The sequence below is a fragment of the Oxalicibacterium solurbis genome, assembly GCF_014635845.1.
Classification (GTDB): Bacteria; Pseudomonadota; Gammaproteobacteria; order Burkholderiales; family Burkholderiaceae_D; genus Oxalicibacterium; species Oxalicibacterium solurbis.
Map to the genome: position 1 here is coordinate 146,978 of NZ_BMDP01000002.1, position 24,247 is coordinate 171,224.

At 58.8% G+C, this 24,247-nt stretch carries 23 protein-coding genes; 8 read left to right on the forward strand and 15 right to left on the reverse strand.

Annotated features, from left to right (window positions below):
* Positions 1-46: 46 nt before the first annotated feature.
* From IEV40_RS06310 to IEV40_RS06320, 3 genes are read right to left on the reverse strand one after another with little or no spacing between them, the layout of a single operon-like run.
* A complete protein-coding gene (locus tag IEV40_RS06310) occupies positions 47-1,516 on the reverse strand; it encodes an efflux transporter outer membrane subunit (RefSeq protein ID WP_229723996.1) in 1,470 nt (489 codons plus the stop codon).
* Positions 1,513-4,662 carry an efflux RND transporter permease subunit gene (locus IEV40_RS06315; protein WP_188420160.1) on the reverse strand — a complete coding sequence of 1,050 codons (3,150 nt, stop codon included), beginning with the start codon at positions 4,660-4,662 and terminating at the stop codon, positions 1,513-1,515. Before IEV40_RS06315 ends, IEV40_RS06310 begins: the two co-directional genes overlap by 4 nt.
* A 12-nt stretch (positions 4,663-4,674) precedes the next feature.
* Complete coding sequence (locus tag IEV40_RS06320) at positions 4,675-5,910, reverse strand: efflux RND transporter periplasmic adaptor subunit (RefSeq protein WP_188420161.1); 1,236 nt, start codon at positions 5,908-5,910, stop codon at positions 4,675-4,677.
* A gap of 271 nt (positions 5,911-6,181) precedes the next feature.
* Between IEV40_RS06320 and IEV40_RS06325 the strand changes: the two genes are divergently transcribed.
* Entirely contained in the window at positions 6,182-6,817 is a 636-nt protein-coding gene (locus IEV40_RS06325; protein ID WP_188420162.1) for a TetR family transcriptional regulator, read from the forward strand.
* Positions 6,818-6,852: 35 nt separating this feature from the next.
* Here the strand turns inward: IEV40_RS06325 and IEV40_RS06330 are convergent, their stop codons facing one another.
* From IEV40_RS06330 to IEV40_RS06340, 3 genes are read right to left on the reverse strand one after another with little or no spacing between them, the layout of a single operon-like run.
* The gene (locus IEV40_RS06330) at positions 6,853-8,163 is read right to left on the reverse strand and encodes a TolC family outer membrane protein (RefSeq protein ID WP_188420163.1); all 1,311 of its coding nucleotides are present in this window, start codon (positions 8,161-8,163) and stop codon (positions 6,853-6,855) included.
* 29 nt (positions 8,164-8,192) lie between these two features.
* Entirely contained in the window at positions 8,193-8,513 is a 321-nt protein-coding gene (locus tag IEV40_RS06335) for a rhodanese-like domain-containing protein (RefSeq protein WP_188420164.1), read from the reverse strand.
* Positions 8,514-8,520: 7 nt separating this feature from the next.
* Positions 8,521-9,174 carry a protein-L-isoaspartate O-methyltransferase family protein gene (locus IEV40_RS06340; RefSeq protein ID WP_188420165.1) on the reverse strand — a complete coding sequence of 218 codons (654 nt, stop codon included), beginning with the start codon at positions 9,172-9,174 and terminating at the stop codon, positions 8,521-8,523.
* A 174-nt stretch (positions 9,175-9,348) separates the two neighbouring features.
* Between IEV40_RS06340 and IEV40_RS06345 the strand changes: the two genes are divergently transcribed.
* The 3 genes from IEV40_RS06345 (at position 9,349) to recQ (ending at position 12,489) form a co-directional block, all read left to right on the forward strand.
* Positions 9,349-9,612 carry a YkgJ family cysteine cluster protein gene (locus tag IEV40_RS06345; RefSeq protein ID WP_188420166.1) on the forward strand — a complete coding sequence of 88 codons (264 nt, stop codon included), beginning with the start codon at positions 9,349-9,351 and terminating at the stop codon, positions 9,610-9,612.
* A gap of 190 nt (positions 9,613-9,802) precedes the next feature.
* Positions 9,803-10,636: an undecaprenyl-diphosphate phosphatase gene (locus tag IEV40_RS06350; RefSeq protein WP_188420167.1), complete on the forward strand. Its 834-nt coding sequence runs from the start codon at positions 9,803-9,805 to the stop codon at positions 10,634-10,636.
* 11 nt (positions 10,637-10,647) lie between these two features.
* Positions 10,648-12,489 (forward strand): DNA helicase RecQ, encoded by a 1,842-nt coding sequence (gene recQ, locus IEV40_RS06355; protein ID WP_188420168.1) that lies wholly within the window; start codon positions 10,648-10,650, stop codon positions 12,487-12,489.
* A 58-nt stretch (positions 12,490-12,547) separates the two neighbouring features.
* On the opposite strand, the gene IEV40_RS06360 is transcribed toward recQ, so the two are convergent.
* The 4 genes from IEV40_RS06360 to IEV40_RS06375 all read right to left on the reverse strand — a co-directional run bounded on the left by IEV40_RS06360 (position 12,548) and on the right by IEV40_RS06375 (position 16,375).
* Positions 12,548-13,138 (reverse strand): YdeI/OmpD-associated family protein, encoded by a 591-nt coding sequence (locus IEV40_RS06360; RefSeq protein WP_188420169.1) that lies wholly within the window; start codon positions 13,136-13,138, stop codon positions 12,548-12,550.
* A 31-nt stretch (positions 13,139-13,169) separates the two neighbouring features.
* Positions 13,170-13,895: a tRNA (guanosine(46)-N7)-methyltransferase TrmB gene (gene trmB / locus IEV40_RS06365; protein WP_188420170.1), complete on the reverse strand. Its 726-nt coding sequence runs from the start codon at positions 13,893-13,895 to the stop codon at positions 13,170-13,172.
* A 264-nt stretch (positions 13,896-14,159) separates the two neighbouring features.
* The gene (locus IEV40_RS06370; RefSeq protein ID WP_188420171.1) at positions 14,160-15,836 is read right to left on the reverse strand and encodes a TRAP transporter large permease; all 1,677 of its coding nucleotides are present in this window, start codon (positions 15,834-15,836) and stop codon (positions 14,160-14,162) included.
* Positions 15,833-16,375 carry a TRAP transporter small permease subunit gene (locus tag IEV40_RS06375; protein ID WP_188420172.1) on the reverse strand — a complete coding sequence of 181 codons (543 nt, stop codon included), beginning with the start codon at positions 16,373-16,375 and terminating at the stop codon, positions 15,833-15,835. Before IEV40_RS06375 ends, IEV40_RS06370 begins: the two co-directional genes overlap by 4 nt.
* Before the next feature lie 216 nt (positions 16,376-16,591).
* Here IEV40_RS06375 and IEV40_RS06380 point away from each other — a divergent pair, with 216 nt between their 5' ends.
* The 3 genes from IEV40_RS06380 (at position 16,592) to IEV40_RS06390 (ending at position 18,853) form a co-directional block, all read left to right on the forward strand.
* Positions 16,592-17,077, forward strand: coding sequence for a MarR family winged helix-turn-helix transcriptional regulator (locus IEV40_RS06380; RefSeq protein ID WP_188420173.1), 486 nt, complete (start codon positions 16,592-16,594; stop codon positions 17,075-17,077).
* 264 nt (positions 17,078-17,341) lie between these two features.
* Positions 17,342-17,770: an organic hydroperoxide resistance protein gene (locus IEV40_RS06385; protein ID WP_188420174.1), complete on the forward strand. Its 429-nt coding sequence runs from the start codon at positions 17,342-17,344 to the stop codon at positions 17,768-17,770.
* 63 nt (positions 17,771-17,833) lie between these two features.
* A complete protein-coding gene (locus tag IEV40_RS06390; protein WP_188420175.1) occupies positions 17,834-18,853 on the forward strand; it encodes an alpha/beta hydrolase in 1,020 nt (339 codons plus the stop codon).
* Between the two features lie 47 nt (positions 18,854-18,900).
* Here the strand turns inward: IEV40_RS06390 and IEV40_RS06395 are convergent, their stop codons facing one another.
* From IEV40_RS06395 to IEV40_RS06410, 4 genes are all read right to left on the reverse strand, one after another.
* Complete coding sequence (locus tag IEV40_RS06395) at positions 18,901-19,887, reverse strand: TIR domain-containing protein (RefSeq protein WP_188420176.1); 987 nt, start codon at positions 19,885-19,887, stop codon at positions 18,901-18,903.
* A 52-nt stretch (positions 19,888-19,939) separates the two neighbouring features.
* Complete coding sequence (gene bluB, locus IEV40_RS06400) at positions 19,940-20,596, reverse strand: 5,6-dimethylbenzimidazole synthase (protein ID WP_188420177.1); 657 nt, start codon at positions 20,594-20,596, stop codon at positions 19,940-19,942.
* Between the two features lie 69 nt (positions 20,597-20,665).
* Positions 20,666-21,613 carry a GGDEF domain-containing protein gene (locus tag IEV40_RS06405; RefSeq protein WP_188420178.1) on the reverse strand — a complete coding sequence of 316 codons (948 nt, stop codon included), beginning with the start codon at positions 21,611-21,613 and terminating at the stop codon, positions 20,666-20,668.
* A 189-nt stretch (positions 21,614-21,802) separates the two neighbouring features.
* On the reverse strand, positions 21,803-23,365 hold the full coding sequence (locus IEV40_RS06410) for an alpha-glucosidase (protein WP_188420179.1): 1,563 nt from the start codon (positions 23,363-23,365) through the stop codon (positions 21,803-21,805).
* Positions 23,366-23,552: 187 nt separating this feature from the next.
* On the opposite strand from IEV40_RS06410, the gene IEV40_RS06415 reads away from it, so the two are divergent.
* The gene (locus IEV40_RS06415; RefSeq protein ID WP_188420180.1) at positions 23,553-23,753 is read left to right on the forward strand and encodes a hypothetical protein; all 201 of its coding nucleotides are present in this window, start codon (positions 23,553-23,555) and stop codon (positions 23,751-23,753) included.
* A 37-nt stretch (positions 23,754-23,790) separates the two neighbouring features.
* Here IEV40_RS06415 and IEV40_RS06420 read toward each other — a convergent pair whose 3' ends face one another.
* The gene (locus tag IEV40_RS06420; protein ID WP_188420181.1) at positions 23,791-23,991 is read right to left on the reverse strand and encodes a hypothetical protein; all 201 of its coding nucleotides are present in this window, start codon (positions 23,989-23,991) and stop codon (positions 23,791-23,793) included.
* Positions 23,992-24,247: the final 256 nt, after the last annotated feature.

Here is a 24,247-nt window from a genome sequence, read left to right on the forward strand (position 1 = left end):
TAAAAGAGGCCCGTGAGGGCCTCTTTTCATTGGAGAACAGTTTTTGTCACTGCACTGTCTGCGGCGCCGTCGGAGCCGTTGCGGCTGTCGGGGTATTTTCCAGCAGTCCACCGCCCAGTGAGCGGTACAGGTCGACCGCATTGGTCAGACGCAGTTGCCGCACCTGCACCAGTTCCAGATCGGCAGCGAACAGGCCGCGCTTCGCATCCAGCACGTCCAGCGAACTGGCGATGCCGTTGTCGAAACGCTGGGTCGCCAGTTTCAGGCGTTCGGCTTCCGCATCGCGCATCCGAAGCTGCGCCTCGATCTGTTCGTCCAGCAGGCCGCGTGCCACCAGCGCATCGGATACTTCACGGAAGGCAGTCTGGATCGTCTTCTCGTAGTTGGCGACTTCGATGTTCTTGCGCACTTCGGACAGCTTCAGATTGGCAATGTTGCGGCCGCCCTGGAAGATCGGCAGCACCAGTTGCGGTGCGAACGACCAGGCGCGTGAACCGGCATCGAACAGGCCGGAAAGCTCGTTGCTGGCCGTGCCAACGCCCGCCGTCAGCGAGATCTGCGGGAAGAAGGCTGCGCGTGCCGCACCGATGTTTGCATTGGACGAAATCAATGCCTGCTCGGCGCTGCGGATATCAGGTCGCTCCGTCAGCAGGTCGGAGGGCAGGCCGGATGGCAGATTGGTCGCGAGATCCAGTTTCGACAGCGGTTCGGTCGGCGGCAGATCCGTCAGCGGCTGACCGACCAGCAGCGTCAGGGCGTTCCATGCCTGCGCGCGCTGGCGCGCCAGTGCCAGTTGCGCAACGCGCGCGGTCTGCATCGAGGATTCGTCCTGCTTCAAATCCAGTGCAGACAATGCGCCGACATCGAAACGTTGCTTGGAAAGCTTGTAGGCATCGGCGCGCGTCTCGTAGGTCTGGCGCGCCAGTTCCAGCTGTTCGGCATAGCCGCGTTCCGTCAGGTAGGCGGTGGCGACTTCCGCAACCAGGCTGATGTGCGCAGCGCGCTGTGCTTCTTCGGTGGACAGGTACTGCGCCAGGGCCGCATCGCTGAGGCTCTTCACGCGGCCGAAGAAATCCAGCTCGAATGCAGCCAGACCGAGGCCGACCTGATAGTTGCTGGTGACGACCGAGGTGCCGGTCGTCGACAGCGAAGCCGGTACACGGGCGCGCTGGCCGGTGGCGGAGATGTCGAAGTTCGGATAACGGTCGGCCGACTGGATGTTGTACAGCGCACGCGCTTCCTCGATGCGCAGAGCCGCCACGCGCAGGTCGCGGTTGTTTTCCAGCGCGGTGGAAATCAGCGCTTGCAGGCGCTGATCCGGGAAGAAGTTGCGCCAGCCGATTTCCGATACCTTTTGCTGATTGGCTGCCTGCGCATCCTGCGCTGCCTTGTCCTGGCCGGCCTGGTCCGGATAAGCGGTCGCGATCGGCGCTTCCGGGCGCTGGTAGGTCGGCGCCATCGAGCATCCGCTCAGTACGCCTGCTGCCAGCAGGCTTAACGTCATTTGCTTGATCATATTTCTTCATCCTCGTTGCGTGGCTTGTGCGCGGCATACATGCGGCGCTGGCGTTCGCTGCCCTTGAAGATGCTGCGAACCACCACGAAGAACACCGGTACCAGGAACACGGCGAGCACCGTCGCCGTGATCATGCCGCCCATCACGCCGGTACCGATGGCGCGCTGGCTTGCGGAGCCGGCGCCGGAGGCGATCACCAGCGGCAGCACGCCGAGGATGAACGCCATCGACGTCATGATGATCGGACGGAAACGCAGGTGGACTGCTTCCAGCGTCGCTTCGATCAATCCCTTGCCTTGCGCCTGCAGATCCTTGGCGAACTCGATAATCAGAATCGCGTTCTTCGCTGAAAGCCCGACCACCGCAATCATGCCAACCTTGAAGTACACGTCGTTCGGCATGCCGCGCAGCGTCACGCCGAGCAGTGCGCCGAGAATGCCCAGCGGCACCACCAGCATCACGGACAGCGGAATCGACGTGCTCTCATACAGCGCCGCCAGCACCAGGAACACCGCGATCAGCGACAGCATGTACAACGCCGGCGCTTGCGAACCGGAAGTCTTTTCTTCCAGCGACTGACCGGTCCATTCGAAGCCGAAGCCCGGCGGCAGTTTGGCCATGAACGATTCCATCTCGTTCATCGCTTCGCCGGTACTGCGGCCGGGAGCAGGACCGCCGGAAATCTTCATCGCCGGATAACCGTTGTAGCGGATCAGCTGTACGGGACCGGTGATCCACTTCGACGTCATGAACGACGAGAATGGCACCATCGTGCCGTCGGCACTGCGTGCATACAGCTTCATCAGGTCTTCCGGCTGCAGGCGGCGCGGTGCGTCAGCCTGCACGATGACGCGCTGCTGGCGTCCCTGGTTCGGGAAGTCGTTGATGTAGGACGAACCCAGCGCCGTCGACAGCACGGTGTTGATCGTCTCGAACGGCACGCCGAGCGAATTGGCTTTGTCGCGGTCGATGTCCAGCTGCAGTTGCGGTGCATCTTCCAGACCTTCCGGACGTACGCCGGCCAGCACCTTGCTTTGTGCTGCCATGCCCAGCAACTGATTGCGTGCGGCAACCAGTGCATCGTGCCCCTGGCCCGAACGATCTTGCAGGCGGAAGGTGAAACCGGTCGCATTGCCCAGCTCGCGGATAGGCGGCGGGTTCAACGGGAACACGATGGCGTCCTTGATCTGCGAGAAGACGCCGAATGCCTTGCCGGCGATCGCATCGGCGGTTTCGCCCGCACCGCGTTCGCTCCAGTCCTTGAACGGCGTGAACACCAGCGCCGCATTCTGGCCGTTACCGGAGAAGCTGAAGCCCAGAATGCCGATCGCATGTTCGACCGACGGCTGTTTCATGTAATAGTTTTCCACCTGTTTCACCACTTCCAGCGTACGCGCGGTGCTCGCGCCCGGTGGCAGCTGGATGTTGGTGATGATGTAGCCCTGATCCTCGTTCGGCAGGAACGAAGCCGGCAGGCGGACATACAGCAGGCCGACGCAGGCCACGATCAGCGCATACACGATCATGTAGCGGGTAGTCTTCGTCAGCATCTTGCCGATGAAGCCCTGGTAGGCGTTCGCCGTCTTGTTGAAGCGACGGTTGAACCAGCCGAAGAAACCGCGTTTTTCATGGTGATGGCCGGCCTCGACCGGCAGCAGGATGGTTGCGCACAGTGCCGGCGTCAGCGTGAACGCCATCAGCACCGAGAACACCATTGATGCCACCATCGACAGCGAGAACTGGCGATAGATCGCACCGACTGCGCCGCCGAAGAAGGCCATCGGAATGAATACCGCGATCAGCACCAGCGTGATACCGATCAGCGCGCCGCTGATCTGTCCCATCGCCTTGCGTGTCGCATCGCGCGGCGACAGGCCTTCCTCGCTCATGATGCGCTCGACGTTCTCCACCACGACGATCGCATCGTCGACCAGGATGCCGATCGCCAGCACCATGCCGAACATCGTCAGCACGTTGATCGAGAAGCCGAACACCAGCAGCGTGGCGAACGTGCCCATCAGCGCCACCGGCACCACGATGGTCGGGATGATCGTGTAGCGGATGTTCTGCAGGAACAGGTACATCACCAGGAACACCAGCACGATCGCTTCCAGCAGCGTCTTGACCACTTCCTCGATCGAGATCTTGACGAACTTCGACGTGTCGTAAGGAATCGTGTATTTCACGCCGGCAGGGAAGTACTTGGACAGTTCTTCCATCTTCTTGTGCACGGCGGTCGCGGTTCCCAGCGCATTGGCGGTCGGAGAAGGCTGCACGCCGATGAACGAGGTGGGAGCACCGTCAAGACGGCCCGAAGTCAGGTAAGTCTGGCCGCCGACCTCGATGCGGGCGACATCGCGCAGGCGCACGGTGGAGCCGTCCTTGTTGGCGCGCAGGACGATGTTGCCGAACTGCTCAGGCGTGGTCAGCTGTCCTTCGACGACCACGGTTGCCGTGATCTGCTGATCCTTCGGGCTGGGCAGGTCGCCGATCGTGCCGCCGGCCACCAGCGCATTCTGATTGCGGATCGCGGTGCTGACATCGCCCGGCGTCAGATTCAGGCCGACCAGCTTGTTCGGATCGATCCAGATGCGCATCGCGCGTTCGGTACCGAACAGCTGCGCCTGGCCGACGCCTGGAATACGGCGGATTTCATTCAAGACGTTACGCGACAGGTAGTCGCCCAGCGCCACCGGATCGAGCGAACCGTCGGTGGAAGAAAGGCCGATGAACATCAGGAAGTTGCTGCGCGACTTCGTGACGATCAAGCCTTGTTGCGTGACGACGGATGGTAGACGGGCTTCGACGCGTTTCAGGCGGTTCTGCACGTCGACTGCCGCGAGATCCTCGTTGGTATCCGCGGAAAAGGTGACGGTGATCTGCACCTGGCCGTTGGCCTGGCTTTGCGATTCGACATACTGCAGACCATCGGCGCCGTTCATCTCCTGCTCGATGATACTGGTGACGCTGTCGTCCAGAGTCTGCGCAGTCGCACCCGGATAATTGGCTGTGATGACGATCGTTGTCGGCGCGATATTGGGATACTGTGCGACCGGCAGACCGGTAATCGCAAGGGCGCCGGCCAGCATGATGAAGATGGCCAGCACCCAGGCGAAGACCGGGCGGTCGATGAAAAATTTACCCATTACGGTACTCCCTTACTTCGACTTGGGTTGTTCTGCGTTCTTGGCCGAAGCTGCAGGAGCAGCCGGCGCTGCGGTACCTGCAGCGTCTGCAGCACCATTTGCGGCTGGTGCCGCCTTCTGCCACGGGACAGGCTTGACGGTGGCGCCCGGCTGGACCTTCTGCAATCCTTCGACGATGACGCGATCGCCTTCCTTCAGGCCGTCGGTAATCACCCACGAATTGTTGCTTGCATTGCCGGTGGTGACAGGACGTGAAGCCACCTTGTTGTTGGCATCCACCACCATGACGGCCGAACCGCCCGGCGTACGGGTGACGGCTTGCTGCGGCACCGTGATGGCGCTTTCGTCAACCGCCTGTTCGACGCGCGCACGCACATACATGCCCGGCAACAGCAGGCGTTCCGGGTTAGGGAACGTGGCGCGCAAGGTGACGGCGCCGGAGCTTGGGTCGACCGTCAAGTCGGTAAACAGCAGTTTGCCCGGATGCGCGTATTCACGACCGTCTTCCGTCACCAGCGTGACTTTCAGCTGATCTTTGCCGGCACTCTTCAACTGGCCGCTGGCCATCGCACGTTGCAACTGCAGCGCTTCGGTGCTGGATTGCGTCATGTTGACGTAGATCGGATCGATCTGCTGCACGACGGCCATCGGCGTTGCATCGCCCTGGCCGACCAGTGCGCCTTCGGTCACCAGTTCGCGGCCGACACGGCCGGAGATCGGCGACGTCACGGTGGCGTAGCCGAGCGATAGCTTGGCGGTTTCGCGGGCAGCCTTGGCGGAAGCGAGATCGGCGGCAGCCTGTTTCTCGGCGGCGACCACGTCATCGTATTCCTGCTTGCTGACCGCGTTGGTCTCGACCAGCGGCTTGTAGCGCTTGGCCTTCAACTGATTTTGCAGCAGCGTCGCTTCCGCGCGCTGAACGGAGGCTTCGGCGCTGTTGTATTCGGCCTTGAACTGCGCCGGATCGATCAGGAACAGCGTGGCTCCGGCTTTCACATCGCTGCCTTCCTTGAAGGTGCGCTTGAGCACGATGCCGGGAACGCGTGCACGCACTTCGGCGACGCGGCTGGCTTCGATGCGTGCCGGCATTTCGTTGGTGATGGCGAGCGGGGCAGGCTTGACGGTGACGATGGACACTTCCGTCGGGGGCGGCGCAGCCGGCCCTTCCGATTTACCGCCGCAGCCGGCGATTGCGTACAGCATGAACAGGGATGCGCCAATTTGGGAAAGACGGGGGAGTGAACTCATAGACATCTCGCACAGTGAGTGAATCGCTCTATCGCCGTGAAGCGACAGTTCCGGTAATAAAGAAAACGGGTAAAGCTGATAGAAACGAAAGCGCGGAGGGAGGAAGCGGAAAACCAGTGGGCCTGTCCGTTCCGGTGCTCTCTTTTCTGGAGGCGGTCTTGCAAACTCGGGTATTATACATACATACGTGAATGTATGTATTAACGGCAATCATTGCCTCAAGCATAACGAAATTAGCCGAAATTTGTGACAACAGGAAGCTGAATCGAAAATGGCTCGTTCAACAAAAGAAGAAGCGCTGGAGACGCGCAACCGCATCATCGATGCTGCGGAGGAAGTCATGTTCGCGCGAGGGGTCGCGCAAACTTCGCTGGCGGATGTGGCGGACGCCGCGGGCGTTACCCGCGGTGCCATTTACTGGCATTTCAAGAACAAGGGCGAACTGTTCGAAGCCATGGTGGAGCGGGTGCGCTTGCCGGCGGAGGCCTTGATGCAGACCCCGGCCCCCCAGTTTCTCAACGATCCTCTGGGACATCTGCGCAGTTCGTGGGTGCAACTATTGCAGGAAGTGGCATTGATGCCCCGTACGCGCCGCATTCTGGATATCCTGTTTCTGAAGTGCGAGCTGGTCGACCGTGACGATCCGATCTGGATTCGCCAGAACGAATGCCATATGAACTGGCTGGAAACCACGGAAAGGATTCTGAAGGAGGCTATCTCGCTGGGCCAGCTTCCAGAAGATCTGGATGTGCATCTGGCGGTGCTGACGCTGCACAGCCACATCAACGGACTGCTGAACAACTGGTTGTTTGCCCCAAGCATTTTTGATCTGGCGCAGGTAGCCGAGCGCTTGATCGACGCTTGCCTCGACAGTCTGCGCTATGCGCCATCGTTGCGGATGAAATAAGAACAGCGGGAGCGGAAGGGTCAGATCGCACCGCTTCAGCGTGCCGTCAGCAAGGTGTTGATGCGAACCAGATCTTCTTCCCGCAGCGTGCCTGCAGCTGCCTTCAATCGCAGGCTGTTCATCAAGGTATCGTAGCGCGCTTTCGCCAGATCGCGCTGCGTCGCATACAGCTGCTGCTGCGCATTCAGCACGTCGATGTTGATGCGCACGCCGACCTGATAGCCGAGCAGGTTGGAATCCAGTGCCGATTTGCTCGATCGTTCCGCCGCTTCCAGTGCCTTTACCTGTGCCAGCCCGTTGGTCACGCCGAAATAAGCCTGCCGCGCGCTTTGTGCAGCGGCACGGCGCGATGTTTCCAGATCGGCGCGCGCCTTGTCTTCCAGTGCAATCGCCTGCCGTACGCGGCTGGTCACCGAAAAACCGCTGAACAGCGGAATCGACCATTGCACGCCGACCGAGGTTTCGGGGCCGTTGTCATCGCGGCCCAGAACGTCGTTGCGCCGACGCGTGTTGCTGCGGCTGGCGACCAGATCGACGGTCGGATAATGGCCGGAACGGTTGCGTGTGATTTCGCGCATGGCGATTTCCAGCGCCAGCTGCCTGCTGACGACGTCGAAATTTTGTTGCTCCGCACGATGCACCCATTGATCCATCTGCACTGGTTGCGGCTTTTGCAAGTCGATACCGGTGCGCAGCGTCGCCAGTTCATCGGGTGCTTTTCCGATGATCTGCTGCAGCGCAGCGCGGGTGACGTCCAGCGTATTGCGTGCGGCGAATTCCTGCGCCGTCGCCAAGTCGAAGCGAGCCTGTGCTTCATGGGTATCGGTGATGGTCGCCGAGCCGACTTCGAATTGGCGTTTGGCCGATTCCAGTTGTTCTGCAATGGCGGTCTTTTCCGCTTCCAGCGAGGCCAGCGCATCCTGCGCGGTCAATACGTCGAAATACGCCTGCGCGGTGCGTAGGATCAGATCCTGCTGCACGACGGAGAAGGCTGCTTCGCCAGCCGTTACGGCCAGCTTGCTTTGTTCGTAGTTCTGCCATGCTGCGGGATCGAACAACGGTTGCGACAGCGACAGCGCGTAGCTGTTCGACGTCACGTTCGGCGTGTCGTCGCGTCGTATCCGTTCGCGTGTGCCCGACAGTCCGACCAGCGGCAGCAGATTGGCGCGGCCCTGTACCGACAGTTCCTGATCGGCAGCCAGTTGCGCGCGGGCGCTGGCATAGACGGCATCGTTGACGAGCGCATCCTGATAAACCTGCAGCAAATCCGCTGCGTGCGCGTTAGCGTGAAAAAAAGGGGAAAGCAGCAGGCCGGCAATCAGCGTAACGGATCGGGCCAGATGCATGCAGCTTCCGGGAGGGCGAGCAGTACTGCTCAATAGGTCGGCATCGCAGGATCGACCTGCTGTGCCCAGGCGTGGATGCCGCCTGTCAGATTGGTGACCTGCGCAAAGCCGTTGGCTTCGAGGAATTGTGCAACCCGCAGACTGCGGGCACCGTGGTGACAGATGCAGATGATGGAAGCATCGCGGTCCAGCTGATCGACCTGGCCGGGAATGGTGTTCATCGGCACCGAAACCGAACCGGCGATGTGGCACGTCTGGAACTCCCAAGGTTCACGCACGTCCAGCAGGACATGCGCATCGCCGGCATCGGCGATCAGGGCGGCCACTTCCGGCGCGGTCAGGTGCTGCATCGTATCCTCAGAACTTGAAGTGCGATGGCGCGACGGCGTTGCGCAGCGGCTTGATCAGCGTTTCGAACACGCCGACGGTGTCGTAGGCGACGTCGGAGGTGCGCGTGATGATCTGTGCGGTCATTGCTGGCGCATTGCCGACGACGACGAACATGCGGCCGCCGACCTTGATCTGCGACAGCAGCTTTTCAGGTACCACCGGCAGCGAACCGGAGACGACGATCACGTCGTACTGCTGGCCGTTGTCCAGACCCTGCGACGCGTCGGCCTGCACGACGTCGACATTGGTCACGCCGTAATCGGCCAGGTTTTTTTCCGCCAGCGTCTTCAGTTCCGGTTCGATCTCGACCGTCGTCACGTGGCGCGCCTGATGCGCCAGCAGCGCTGCCATGTAACCCGAGCCTGCACCGATTTCCAGCACGTTCTCATGTTTCTTGACCATCAGTTCCTGCAGGATGCGTGCTTCGACGCGCGGTGCCAGCATGTGTTCGCCGTGCGGCAGCGGGATCTCGCTGTCGGCGAAGGCCAGTGCGCGATAGGCCAGCGGCACGAAGGATTCGCGCTTGACGACGACGAGCAGTTCGAGAACGTCCAGATCCAGCACGTCCCAGGGACGAATTTGCTGTTCGATCATGTTGAAACGGGCTTGTTCGATGTTCATGGCGTGGCTCGGATAGCTGAATGGAGAAAACCGCTATTTTAGCAAAGGATGCATGCCATGCCGCAACAGAACGGAACAGATGCCGTGAATTGTTGCAGACACGGAAATGACGGCCGGGTCGGCACACGTGCGAACGGTACAATGCGGCCTTTGCATGTTGAAGGGCAAGGCCCGATGTCCGAAGCGATTTGCCGTCCCGATTGCGGCGCTTGTTGCACTGCACCGTCGATTTCGTCGGCGATTCCCGGCATGCCGCACGGTAAGCCGGCCGGCGTACGCTGCGTGCAGCTGGACGAGCGCAATCGTTGCCGCATCTTCGGCCGGCCGGAGCGGCCTGCAGTCTGCGGCAGCCTGATGCCGGAGCCGGAAATGTGCGGTGCATCGCGCGACGAAGCGATGATTTATCTGGCAACACTGGAACGAATGACAACAGCGTGAGTCGAAACGCCCGGTACGGCAGCCGGTTCGGTGCAAGGCGACAGATTCCGTCCGGTTGTGCGCATGCTCATGGTAACCTTTGGGCCGCGCGCCGATGGGCGCACGGCAGGGAAGCATCCATCATCGGAACCCGTACGGCGTCTTCACCGGCGGGTTTTTTTATATCCACTTTTTACTGACATATCACTGCATGGACCCGATTCTCGCGCTCAAGGCCATCATCATGGGCATCGTCGAAGGCCTGACCGAATTCTTGCCGATTTCATCGACCGGTCACCTGATTCTGGCGGGCAGCCTGCTCGATTTCGTCGGCCCCAAGGTCAAGGTGTTCGAGATTGCGATCCAGACCGGCGCCTTGCTGGCGGTGATCTGGGAATACCGGGCGCGTATTGCAGATATCAGCGGCGGATTGTTTCGCGAGCGGCGTTCGCAACGATTCGTGCTGAACATCATCGTCGCTTTCATTCCAGCCGCGGCGCTCGGCCTGATGTTTGCCAGTGTCATCAACGAGAAACTGTTCACGCCGGTACCGGTGGCGATCGCGTTCATCGTCGGCGGCTTCCTGATCCTGTGGATAGAACGCGCCAATCGCCTCGGCCTGCACAAGGTGCGCGTCGAATCGGTGGACGACATGAGCATTGTCGATGCGCTGAAGGTCGGCTGCGCACAGGCCTTCGCGCTGATTCCCGGTACCAGCCGCTCCGGCGCCAGCATCATCGGCGGCATGTATTTCGGCCTGTCGCGCAAGGCGGCAACCGAGTTCTCGTTCTTCCTCGCGATTCCGACGCTGTTCGGCGCCACCATTTATTCGGTCTACAAGGCACGCGATCTGTTGTCGATGTCCGATGTGCCGATGTTCGCACTGGGAGGCTTTGCGGCCTTCGTGTCAGGCTTCTTTTGCGTGCGCTGGCTGTTGCGCTATATCAGCACGCACGACTTCACCTTCTTCGCGTACTACCGCATCGTGTTCGGCCTGTTCGTGTTGCTGAGCGCGCATTACGATTGGGTCGTCTGGTCCGAGTAATTGTTGGTAAGATGCGCGCCATGAATACGCAGGGTGATCTTGGCGCGCGTGCGCTGCATGTACTGGAAACCGTCTTCGGCTATTCGTCGTTCCGCGGCGAACAGGCCGATATCGTCGACGTCGTTGCACGCGGCGGCGATGCGCTGGTACTGATGCCGACCGGCGGTGGCAAGTCGCTGTGCTACCAGATTCCCTCCTTGCTGCGCGATGGTGTCGGCGTCGTCGTTTCGCCATTGATCGCATTGATGCAGGATCAGGTCGATGCGCTGGCCGAAGTCGGCGTGCGCGCCGCCTTCCTCAATTCCACGCAAAGTTTCGACGAAGCGCTGCAGATCGAGCGTCGCCTGCGCGGCGGTGATCTGGATTTGCTGTATGTCGCGCCGGAACGCCTGATGACCTCGCGCTGTCTGGCCTTGCTGGAAAGCGCGAAGATCGCCTTGTTCGCGATCGACGAGGCGCATTGCGTATCGCAGTGGGGGCACGATTTCCGTCCCGAATATATCCAGTTGTCGGTGTTGCACGAGCGCTTTCCGCAAGTGCCGCGCATCGCATTGACGGCAACGGCCGACAGCCAGACGCGCGAGGAAATCATCCATCGCCTGCAGCTGGAAGATGCGCGCATGTTCGTGTCGTCATTCGACCGGCCCAACATCCGCTACCAGATCGTCGAGAAGGCTAACGGCCGCAAGCAGCTGCTTGATTTCATCCAGAGCGAGCATGCCGGTGATGCCGGCGTCGTCTACTGTCTGTCGCGCAAGAAGGTCGAAGAAACCGCCGAATTCCTGAACGAGCATGGCCTCAATGCGCTGGCCTATCACGCTGGCATGGAGACGGCAGTGCGCAGCCGCAATCAGGCGCGTTTCCTGCGTGAAGAGGGCATCGTGATGGTAGCGACGATCGCGTTCGGCATGGGTATCGACAAGCCGGACGTGCGCTTCGTCGCGCATCTCGATCTGCCGAAAAGCATCGAAGGCTATTACCAGGAAACCGGCCGTGCCGGCCGCGACGGCTTGCCGGCCAGCGCATGGATGGCCTACGGTTTGCAGGACGTGGTGCAGCAGCGCCGCATGATCGACGAATCGGAAGCGGGCGAAACCTTCAAGCGTGTGCAGAGCGCCAAGCTCGATGCGATGCTGGGTTTGTGCGAAACGCTGCACTGCCGTCGTACGCGACTGCTCGATTATTTCGGCCAGTCATCGTTGCCGTGCGGCAATTGCGATACCTGCATCAGCCCGCCCGGCGCCTACGATGCCACCGTCGATGTGCAGAAACTGCTGTCCACCATTTACCGTGTTGATCAACGCTTCGGTGCGATGCACGTGCTCGATGTGTTGCGCGGCGTCGATTCGGAAAAAATCCGGCAGCGCGGTCACGAACAGTTATCGACGTTCGGCATCGGCTCCGACCGCAGCGAAGCGGAGTGGCGTGCGATCCTGCGGCAGGTGATTGCGCTCGGACTGGTCAGCGTCGATCACGAAGCGTTCGGCGTATTGAAACTGGCCGACGCCGCGCGTCCGGTATTGAAGGGTGGCGAGCGCGTGCAGTTGCGCGTCTATCAGAAGCCGGTCAAGGCGCGACGCACATCGGGCAAGCCAAAGGGATTTGTCGAAACCGATCTGTCGGCTGCCGAGCAGACGATCTTCGAAAAATTGCGCTGGTGGCGCATGGAAACCGCGCGTACGCACAACGTGCCGGCCTACGTGATCTTCAACGACGCGACGTTGCGCGAAATCGCCAAGACCCAACCGGCATCGCTCAATGAGCTGCGCGGCGTCAGTGGCGTCGGCGAGAAGAAGCTGGAAACGTATGGCGAGGAAATCGTCGCCCTGCTGGAGGGGGCGGGTGTCGATTGAACGAGGGGACTGGCTTGATGACTATCGTTCGTGCGTGACATTGAATGAAGGCGCGCCGTCAGGAATGGATTTTTTCCTTCCGCGCCAGCATGTCGACGTATTGCCTGATGCGTTTCGCGCGTGTTTCCGCTTTCTTCGCCGTCTGCACGCGCCATAGCACGGCATAGCGATTGGCGCTGTCAAGCGTTGCAAAGAAGGCTGCAGCGGCCGGTTCGGCATCGAGGGCAAGGGCGAGATCTTTCGGCATGGTCATGGTGCTTGCCGAATCGTAGGCATTGACCCATCGGCCATCTTCTTTCGCCAATGCGATTTCCTTCAGCCCTGCCGGTTGCATGCGACCTTGTTCGATCAATGCCAGGACTTTTTTGCAATTCGTCTTCGACCAGATGCTGCGCGGCCGCCGCGGCGTAAAGCGCTGGAGCCAGTAATGTTCGTCCAGTGCCTTCTTCTGGCCGTCGATCCAGCCGAAACACAATGCCGTTTCAAGCGCCTCGGCATAGCTGACCGATATCTGCCCGGCATCCTTCTTTGCGATACGCAGCCACACCCCTTGCGATTTCTGATGGTGCAGCGCCAACCAGTTTTCCCATTCGGGCTGACTGGCGTGATGTTGAATCCCGGCATCGACGGATGTGGACGTATTTGCCATTCGTGACGTCATGCCGGTTCGAGGGGAAGCGCTATCGCTTCTGGAACACCAGATCCCATACGCCGTGGCCCAGCTTCAGACCGCGATTCTCGAACTTGGTGACGGGGCGGTAATCGGGCCGTGGCGCATAACCGTCTGCCGTATTCTTCAATGTCGGTTCTGCGTTCAGGACTTCCAGCATCTGTTCCGCATATTCCTGCCAGTCGGTCGCGCAGTGGAGATAGCCGCCCGATGCGAGGCGCGACGACAGCAGTTCGACCATCGGCGGCTGGATCAGCCGGCGTTTGTTGTGGCGCGCCTTGTGCCACGGATCGGGGAAGAAGACATGGATGCCCGACAGCGATGCCGGCGCGATCATGTTGACCAGCACCTCGTAGGCGTCGTGCTGGACGATGCGTACATTGTTCAGTTCTTTTTCGCCGATCAGTTTCAGCAGGCTGCCGATACCCGGTGTGTGGACTTCGACGCCGATGAAATTCTTTTCCGGCATGCCGGCGGCGATCGTCGCCGTCGTCTCGCCCATGCCGAAGCCGATTTCGAAAATCGTCGGTGCGTTGCGGCCGAATGCCTGTGTCGTGTCCAGCGGCGCTTTTTCGTAAGGAATCATGAAGCGCGGGCCGAGTTCTTCCAGCGCGCGGCCTTGCGCCGTGGAGACGCGGCCGGCGCGCGTGACGAAGCTGCGGATGCGGCGCTCGGACGGGTCGTAGAAAAGGGGTTTGCGGTTGCCGTCCTGGTCGTCGGCGTTATGGTCGGTCATGCTGTCGAAAATCCTGAAAAACACGGGAAGCAAAGAGCCTTCCCTTGTCCGCGGGGCGGAAATGAAGCGCAAAATTAAGCGCGTATTGTACCTGTCGCGTGTCCCCGTCGTGGTTCTGCCGTAGCGGCTGATCATGGATAAACGGCAAATTTGCCGGCTGGCTGCACGACAGGTATTTCGCATGGATGAAAAAAGAGGACAGGGCTTGCGCCATGTCCTCTTTTCGCCGGCAGCTTTCCGCCACCGAGTATTGCTGGAAAGGAGTTATTGCCCGAACGTCGGCGGAGCCCAGTCTCCGGCCCCCTGGTTGATCTGCTGCTCAATGATCAAGCCTTGCGAGGTATCGGTCACGGTGCCTTTGTCCAGCAGGCCGGTAGCCAGCTGCGGCACCGAGATCACCAGGATCACCATCAGGATCTGCAGGCCGACCCACGGCAGCGCGCCCCAGTAGATGTCTGAACTCTTCACTTCCTTCGGCGCCACGCCGCGCAGATAGAACAGCGCGAAGCCGAACGGCGGGTGCATGAACGAAGTCTGCATGTTCACGCACAGCATCACGCCGAACCACACCAGTGCTGCCTGCGATGCGGCTTCCGGACTGCCCATGCTGGCCAGCAGCACCGGCGCCAGGATTTTCTCCGCAACCGGTGCCAGCATCGGCACGACGATGAAGGCGATCTCGAAGAAATCGAGGAAGAAGGCGAGGAAGAAAATGAACAGGTTGACGACGATCACGAACCCGATCCATCCGCCGGGCAGGCCGGTGAACAGATGCTCGACCCAGGTGCCGCCGTCCACGCCGAGGAAGACCACCGAGAAGCAGGTCGAACCGATCAGGATGAAGACCACCATGCAGGTCAGGCGCATCGTCGACTGATAACCCTGCACGATCAGGTTGCGCAGATCGCGGATGCGCGTGGCGCGATAGACCAGCCACGCGATGCCGAGATAGGTCGCTGCCAGTGCCGCCTGCAGGAATGGCTTGGCGCCATCGGAAACGCCGACGTAGTCGGTATAGAAGACCACGCTGATCGCGGCGGCCAGTACCAGGCCGACCATGCTGATGCGCATGAACCAGCGATCGCGCTGCGTGAATTCCTTGTCGCGGATCACGGCCAGCACGACGGCGCCGAGCGCACCCATCGCGCCGCTTTCGGTCGGTGTGGCGATACCCAGCATCATCGTGCCCAGCACCATGAAGATCAGCACGGCGGAAGGGATGATGCCGCGCAGACATTTGCGCCACAATGCCCAGCCGTGCAGCGTGATGTCTTCCTTCGGCACGGCCGGCAGCCAGTCCGGCTTGATGCGCGACAGCAGGAAGGTATAGGCGACGAACAGCGCAATCTGCATCAGCGACGGACCCCATGCACCGAGGTACATGCTGCCGACGTCGGCGCTGGAAGTTTGCGTGCGCAGCTGGTCGGACAGCACCACCAGCACCAGCGACGGCGGCACCAGCTGCGTGATCGTGCCGGATGCGGCCAGCACGCCGGTCGTGTAGCGCACGTTGTAGCGGTAGCGCATCATCACCGGCAGCGAGATCAGCGCCATCGTGATGACCTGTGCCGCCACGGTACCGGTGATCGCACCCAGCACGAAGCCGACCAGGATCACCGCATAGCCGAGGCCGCCGCGGATCGGGCCGAACAGCTGGCCCATCGAATCCAGCATCTCTTCAGCCAGCCCGCATTTCTCGAGGATCGCCCCCATGAAGGTGAAGAACGGAATCGCCAGCAGCAGGTCGTTGGCCAGCACGTTGCCGAAGATGCGTTGCGGCACCGCCTGCAGATAGTTGACGCCGAAGAAGCCTTCCTCGATCGAGATGAAGCCGAAGAACAGGCCGAGGGCCAGCAGCGAAAAGGCGACCGGAAAGCCGATCAGCATGAACAGGACAAGGCCGCCGAACATCAGCGGCGGCATGTATTCGACTGGAATCATTGGACCGGCCTTTCGTACTTCGATTCGATGGTAATGAGGCCGCGCAGGGCCGCGATGCGTTTGATCAGTTCGGAAATACCCTGGAATATCAGCATCGCAAAGCCGACCGGCACGATGAACTTGATCGGATAACGGGCTAGGCCGCCGGCATTGCTGGATTGCTCCAGGATGTCCCACGACGGCATGAACAGCGAAACCCACGACAGATAGGAGAACAGCACGCAGGCAGGCAGCAGGAAGAAGATGATGCCGAAGATGTCGATCCACATACGCCTGCGTTCGGACACGTTGCCGTATACGAGATCCACGCGCACGTGCTCATTGCGCTGGAACGTGTACGAAGCGCCCAGCATCACGGCAGCGCCGAACAGATACCACTGCAGTTCGAGCGCCCAGTTGTTGCTCCAGTCGAAACCGTAGCGGATCAGCGCATTGGTCGCGCTGATCAGGCAGGACAGCAGGATCATCACATTGGCCACGCGGCCGATGCGTTCGCCGACCCAGTCTATCCAGCCGGATAGCCGCAGCAACGTATTCATCGAAAACTCCTCCTTTTGTTTCTTTGGCAAGCCGGCATGGAAGCCGGTTTCGCGGAATGTATCACTCCATGGCCCGCCGAGTATCAATAATGTGTAATACGACGGACCGAGGCGCAGATTGTACTTTTTCATGCCGTAAATGGCTGTTGAAACTTTTTTGCCACAACCGATAAAAATCGCTTGCAATTAAGTAGTGTGCTATTTATTATTCGACTCATGAAATCGAAATCAGCCAAATCCGCCGGCACGGCAGTTGAGACGACCAGCAAGGCCGACGTGCCTAAGCTGGACAACCAGCTGTGCTTTGCGCTGTATTCGACTTCGCTGGCAATGAGCAAGGTGTACCGCAAGCTGCTGCCGCAACTGGGCCTGACGTATCCGCAGTACTTGGTGATGATGGTGCTGTGGGAACAGGACGAATTGACGGTATCGGATATCGGCGGGCGTCTGTTCCTCGATTCGGCAACGCTGACGCCGTTGCTGAAACGGATGGAAGCGGCAGGGCTGGTCAGCCGTACCCGGGCCGCCAGCGATGAGCGCCAGGTCATCATCGCGTTGACGCACGAAGGTGATGCCCTGCGGAACAAGGCGGCAGCCGTGCAGGACAGCGTGTTTTGCGCAACCGAATGCAGTATCGATGAAGTGCTGGCGATGAAGGGGCAACTGGAAACGTTGCGCGCCAAGCTGGCAAAGAGCGCTTAGATGTCAAGTGAGTGCCAACTGAGTGCCAGTCAAGCGCAAGAACATTGCAACAGACGTAGAAGCAAATAGAAGGAAGTCACATAGAAGTAACGGGAAGAAGCGGCGCGACCGCTTTTTCAAGGAAATTTAAATAGTGCACTATTTAATCGCTTTATATGTAAATTTATTGACATATAGTCAAACCCGGCCAGGCGGCGAGCCGGTGCAATTTGAATCGCTGATTTCTTGAATCAACTTTTTATTCACCACTGAAGGAGAAACATCATGGCAGTCATCAACAAAGTTCTGTACCGCGCTCAAGCAACCGCAACCGGTGGCCGTGACGGCCGCGCCGTATCGTCCGACGGTGTGCTCGACATCGCACTCGGCACGCCGAAGGAACTCGGCGGCGCAGGCGGCGCAGTCACCAATCCGGAGCAACTGTTCGCCGCAGGCTATTCCGCCTGTTTCCTCGGCGCGATGAAATTCGTCGCTTCGCAGGAAAAGATCAACGTGCCGAAAGACGCCAACGTGCAAGGCAACGTCGGCATCGGCCAGGTCCCGACCGGTTTCGCGATCGAAGTCGAACTGAAGATTTCGCTGCCAGGCATGGATCGCGCTGCAGCGCAGGCGCTGGTCGACAAGGCACACATCGTCTGCCCGTATTCGAATGCAACGCGCGGCAACATCGACGTCACGCTGACCATCGTATAAACCGACAAACGCAACTAGATAACACAACCATTGCGACTACCGCTTTCGAAAGGACGCATCATCATGACTTCGCTCAAGAAAATCATCGGCCTCTCCGTATTGAGTCTCGCCATCGGCAACGCCTTCGCAGCCGGCAGCGCCGGTGTCGAACACAACACGCAGAAATTCCTCGAAGCGCTGGAAGCCGGCGGCGGCAAGCCGATCGAGCAACTGTCGCCGGCCGATGCGCGCAACGTCCTCGTCGGAGCGCAAGCGGGTGTCAAGCTGACCCTGCCGAAAGCGGATGTGTCGCAAAAAACAATCAACGTCGATGGCCAGAAGATCAACCTGACCATCGTGCGTCCGGCCGGCGTCAAGGGCACGCTGCCGGCCTTCATGTTCTTCCACGGTGGCGGCTGGGTGCTCGGCGACTATCAGACGCATGAACGCCTGATCCGCGATCTGGTTTCCGGCTCCGGTGCCGTCGCCGTCTATGTCGATTACACACGCTCGCCGGAAGCAGGCTACGGCGTCGCCATCAACCAGGCCTATGCCGCAACCAAATGGGTCGCCGCACACGGCAAGGAAATCAACGTCGACGGCAAGCGTCTCGCCGTTGCAGGCAACAGCGTCGGCGGCAACATGGCAGCCGTCGTCGCACTGATGGCAAAGGACAAGGGCGGACCGAAGCTGCGCTTCCAGGCATTGCTGTGGCCGGTCACCGATGCCAATTTCGAGACCGGTTCCTACAACGAATTCGCCGAAGGTCACTTCCTCACCAAGAACATGATGAAGTGGTTCTGGGATAGCTACACGACCGACGCCGCCAAGCGCAAGGAAATCTACGCATCGCCATTGCAGGCAACGACCGAACAGTTGAAGGGTTTGCCACCAACACTGATTCAGACGGCGGAGAAAGACGTGCTGCGTGACGAAGGCGAAGCGTATGGCCGCAAGCTGGATGCAGCAGGAGTTGCCGTCACCAGCGTCCGCTACAACGGCATGATTCACGACTACGGTTTATTGAACGTGGTGGCGAATGTGCCGGAAGTGCAGGCTGCGATGCGGCAGGCTGCGGATGAGTTGAAGGTGCATTTGAAATAAATCGATAACCAAAGGTCAGGCATTAAATGCCTGACCTTCAAATGTATCTATCGTAATCTCTCAAGATTTTTCATTATTAAATGAGGTAACTCACTCATAAGGAAATAATCTTCTTCATCTTCTACTAATAGATCGACTATTCTGCTTTTTGTACTGAGCCTCATTAGGTGTTCAAAATCAGAAAAAGCTTTCTGAGATAGTGGGCTAGTAGTACTCGACATTCTTCTACTCAAACGATTAACTAAAAGAATTCCCTCGTCGTATATCCATGGCATTTTTTCACGATAAAAGCTAAGGGCAATTTTTATCGCGAGGCGAGGATCTTTTGAAAGGGCCGTAATCTCTTCAAGAAAATGAGGATGAAATTTGTGATTACGTCTTTTATTAGGAGCAGAGGTTCTTCTTTCTATGCGAGATGGTAGATCTTGAAACATGATCTTGATTTCTTCAAATAACTTTGCGGAAGAATTCTCCATCTCTTGAATTGGTTTTTCGGGTGTTCCATCTAATTTTTTTAGAATTTTAGAAGTGGTTTCTCTAAACTTCTCAACCTGAAATTTAATCGTATCTTTATCCGGTTCAGAGTTGGGAATACGATTTACAAGTTGAAAAACTAGTTTTATAAGCGAATCTTCATCGTCGGCACAGTTTTGAAATTGTGCAAAAGGACCAGAAGATGCGTCCTTAAGAGGGATTCCTAATGCAAGACCTAGGATGGGAGTATCTAGCTTTCCTTTGGCCATACCCGCTTCGAAAAGAATCCAAGGCCTATCAACGCTTCTTTTTGTTAAGAGGCAAACTACATCCGATGCATTTTGAATATTCTTCGTAATTTCTGGATACCATTCCACTCCATATTCAATTCCTTGATTTCCTCTTTTGTCTGAGGTGCGAAATGATTTTAGAACACCCGCACTTACGCTTTTTAAAAGGGTGCTAAATGCCTCAGCTAAGTCACCATCACGTGTATCGTGACTAATAAAAACTAAGGGATTAGTTGCTTTCAAAACTTCATTGGATATTTCCGTGCTCAAAAATAGTCTCCGTAGATTGAATTAAAAAGTAGTTAATTTTTTTAGATTTTTACTATATTTTCCAAGCATTTTCGAAGAAAAGTTCTTTTATATTTTTTCTTTTATCCCATTTTTCAATCTCCAACATCGGCGCCGGATAAAATTCCTCCACATGCCCGATACACAACACCGCAATCGGCTGACTTCCCTCCGGCATTCCGCATAACTCTCTGATCCGCGCAGGGTCGAACAGCGACACCCAGCCCATGCCGATACCTTCGGCGCGTGCGGCCAGCCACATGTTCTGGATCGCGCATGATGCGGATGCCAGATCCATCTCCGGCATCGTGCGGCGGCCGAAGATGTATTTCTCTCTTTGATCGGTGAGGCCGACGACCAGCACTTCGGCGCAGGACAGGATGCCTTCCACCTTCAGCTTCATGAATTCGTCCGAGCGTTCGCCGAGTGCGTCGGCGGTGGCGATGCGTTCTTCATCGACATGCGCGTGGATTGCCTTGCGCAATGCCGGATCGGTGATGCGCAGGAAGCGCCACGGTTGCATGTAGCCGACGCTGGGCGCCATGTGGGCGGCGTGGATGAAGCGTTCGAGCTGGCCTTCTTCCAGCGGGTCGGGGCGGAAGTGGCGCATGTCGCGGCGTTCGCGGATGGCGCGATAGACGGCGTCGATCTCGTCGGCGGAAAAGGCGTGGGAATTGTCGGGTGTATTCATGCCGCCATTATCCGTCGAATGGACGGACAGGGCGGTTGCGGCGAAGGACGATGGAGTGCGGCGTTTGTTTTACGGCGCGTTGGTGGCGGCGACGCAGTTCCGGCCGTTCTGCTTGGCGAGATAGAGTTGCTTGTCCACCGATTCGATGAAAGCGGTCAGCTTGTCCTTCTCGGTCGGGATGATGGTGCCGACGCCGAGGCTGATGGTGACCTTGCTGCAGATGCCGGATTTTTCATGGGCGAGCGCTTCGTTGCAGATCAGCGTGCGGCAGCGTTCGGCGATCTTGAGCGCTGCGTCCTGATCCGTTTCCGGCAGGACGAGCATGAATTCCTCGCCGCCGAAGCGGGCGAAGAAGTCGCGCGATCTGCGGGTGGCGGAGCCGAGGATGGTGGCGACGGTCTTCAGGCATTCGTCACCCTGAAGATGGCCGTAGTGATCGTTGTACTGCTTGAAGTAGTCGATATCGAGCATGACGAGCGACAGCGGCTGGTAATTGCGCCGCGCGTTGTGCCATTCGGCGTCCATCACGGTGTCGAACATGCGGCGGTTGGCGACGCCGGTCAGGCCGTCCTTGAAGGACAGCGCTTCGAGTTCCTTCTGCATGTCGATCAGCTTGGCTTCGGTTTTCTTGCGGTCGCTAATGTCGAACATGAATCCGATCAACGCATCGACTTCGCCATCGGCATTGCGCATGACGTGCACGACGTCGCGTATCCAGACGTAGTTGCCGTCCTTGGTCAGTGCGCGGTAATCGGCTTCGTGATCGGTGCCGGACTTGGATTGCGAGACGCAGAAGTTGACGACCCATTCGCGATCTTCCGGGTGCATGCGCTCGGCCCAGTCGTTGGCGCTGATCCAACTGTCCTGCGTCCAGCCGAGCAAGGCCTCGATCTGCGGCCCGATGTAGGCGAAGGTCATGCTTTTCCAGTCGATCTTCCACGGAATGGCTTTGGTGGATTCGAGCAGGGTTTTGTAGACGGCAGAGTCGTTTGCCATCTGCGATGCGATGTCGGCCATGGTGTGAATCGTTTCGAATGCGTTGGCCGTCGTGCTGCGGCAAGTACGAATAATGCTGCTGGGAAACTATGTCGAGGAGACTGTAGCACGGCCGTGCGTGCGGGCGCGCAAGGTGTGGCCCCGATGCGACGTTCGCTTATCTGTTTGAAAATCTCTTTGCGAATCTGGCTTTGCGTTCGGGTTTCGGACTCAGGCTTCGGACAGGATGCAGAACCCGCTGATGCCCAGCAGCACGCCGAACAGGTCGATCGTGGCGTTCTGGCCCAGCAGCATGTCGCCGGGCGAGCAGGTGACCGTGTGTTCGATCACATCCATGTTGAACAGGCAAAGCAGCGTTTCGTCGCCTTCCTTTCCTTTGTATTGGCGGCGGAAGGCGAGCACGCCGTGCGGCGACGGCAGCAGCGTGATGTCGCCATGCAGCAACGCAGGATGCGCGCGGCGGAAGGCGATCGTCTTGCGGTAGAACTGCAGCACCGAATGCGGGTCGGTTTCCTGTTTTTCGACATTGATCGCGCGATGTTCGTCGCTGACCGGCAGCCACGGTTCGACGCGGCTGAAGCCGCCATGCAGCTTGTTGTTCCACGGCATCGGCGTGCGGCAGCCGTCGCGGCCCTTGAATTTCGGCCAGAACGATTTGCCGAACGGATCCTGCAGGCGTTCGTAGGGCACTTCGGCCTGTGGCAGGCCCAGTTCTTCTCCCTGATACATGCAGATGTCGCCGCGCATCGAAAATAGCAGCGCGAGCATTTCCTTGGCCGTCTGTGCGCGGTCGCGGCCGTTGAGCCAGCGCGTCGCCACGCGCGGCTTGTCGTGATTGCTGAGCGCATAGCAGGCGCGGCCGGGAGCGACGATATTGTTTTCCAGTTCGGTGATGACGTCGCGCGCACGTTGCGCGCTGCTGTCCGGTTGCATCATCGCGAAGCTGTAAGCGGAATGCAGGCGCTTGCCTTGCGTGTACTGCCCCATCAGCTTGATCGGATCGTAGCCGCCGACTTCGGCCAGGCTGTAAGCGCCGTATTCGTCGAGCAGCTTTCGCACGCGTTCGAGGAAGGGCAGCATTTCCGGCTGGCCCTGATCGTAGATATGGTTCTGGAAACCGTAGGGGTGCAATGCCGTGCTGGCGTCGTCGCGCGCCGGATTGCTGCGCAGCTGCTTGTCCTGAAAGATGTGATTGCAGGCATCGAAGCGGAAGCCCGCGACGCCCATGTCCAGCCAGAAACGCATTTCGGAAAGGATCTGTTCCTGCACGGCGGGGCTGTGCATGTTCAGATCGGGCTGGCTGGAAAAGAACGAGTGGAAATAATATTGCCGCCGTTCCGCATCCCAGCGCCATGCCGGGCCGCCGAATACGGAAACCCAGTTGTTGGGCGGACTGCCGTCCGGTTGCGGCGATGCCCACAGATACCAGTCGCCCTTGCCGTTCAATCCGAGCCGGCTGTCCTTGAACCACTGATGCTGTTCCGATGTGTGCGAGATCACCATGTCGACGATGATGCCGACGCCGGCAGCCTTCGCCTTTTCCAGCAGGCTCTGGAAATCTTCCATTGTGCCGAACATGGGATCGACTGCACGGTAATCGGCCACGTCGTAGCCGAAATCGACCATCGGCGATTTGAAGAACGGGCTGATCCAGATCGCGTCGACGCCCAGGCTCTTGATATAGGCGAGTTTCTGTTCGATGCCGGCGAGGTCGCCGACGCCGTCGTTGTTGGAATCGTTGAAGCTGCGCGGATAGACCTGATAAATAATCATGGAGTCTCAATCATGAAGTCTCGCTACGTATCTGAGTATTTATTGGAATGCGTCTTCGCGTCCGACAAGCGGAAGGCGGATGGAGTTCCGCCGTGGCAATAGCCGGAGCAGGTAAACATGCCGCCAGACGGATTGTGCATCAAGCGGCGCGGATCTGCAGCGGCAACGGATCAGCGCAGAAATTCAGATGGTAAAGATGGAGGCGAGCGCGAAAGAAAAACCGCACGATGCATGCGAAGAGACGATGCACGATAAAGGAAGTGCGGAAAAAAAAGAAGACGCGGAAATGGATGGGCAACAAAATCGTGCACAGGATGTGCATATTAATCGCACACGCACGAACGGTTGCCTGGAACGAAAACCGGTTTCCGTTCCAGGCAGCCAATAAAAAAGACAGGCGATGCCTGCCTTTTTATGGCAATCGATTACTTGGCTTCAGGAGCGGCTGCTGGTGCAGCAGCTTTTGCCTTGGATTTTTTCTTCGATGCTTTGTGCTTTTTGGTGTGTGCTTTCGTTGCTTTGGCTTCTTTTGCGGCCGGAGCGGCAGCGCCGGCCGCAGCAGGTTCTTGTGCGAATGCGACGGATGCAAACAGGCCGGCAACCAGGACAGCGATCAATTTTTTCATGTGAATGCTCTCTCTAAAGGGTAAGAAAATACGAATCGATGCCGATCCGTACTGGCTTTAACGCCTGCCGGAAAGGGCGGTTGACGCATTTTTCAAAAAACTTTGCGACGGAGGGGCGGTCGGTTTGCAGGATTTCCCGGCAAGCAAAGAAACTGTCGGCAGGGAGGAACGGCGCGTCGGCCCGGACGGCGACGGCTGTAGACACGGCGCAAGTCTGTCCTTATCCTGTGTGCGCCGGCCAAGCGCCGCACCAATA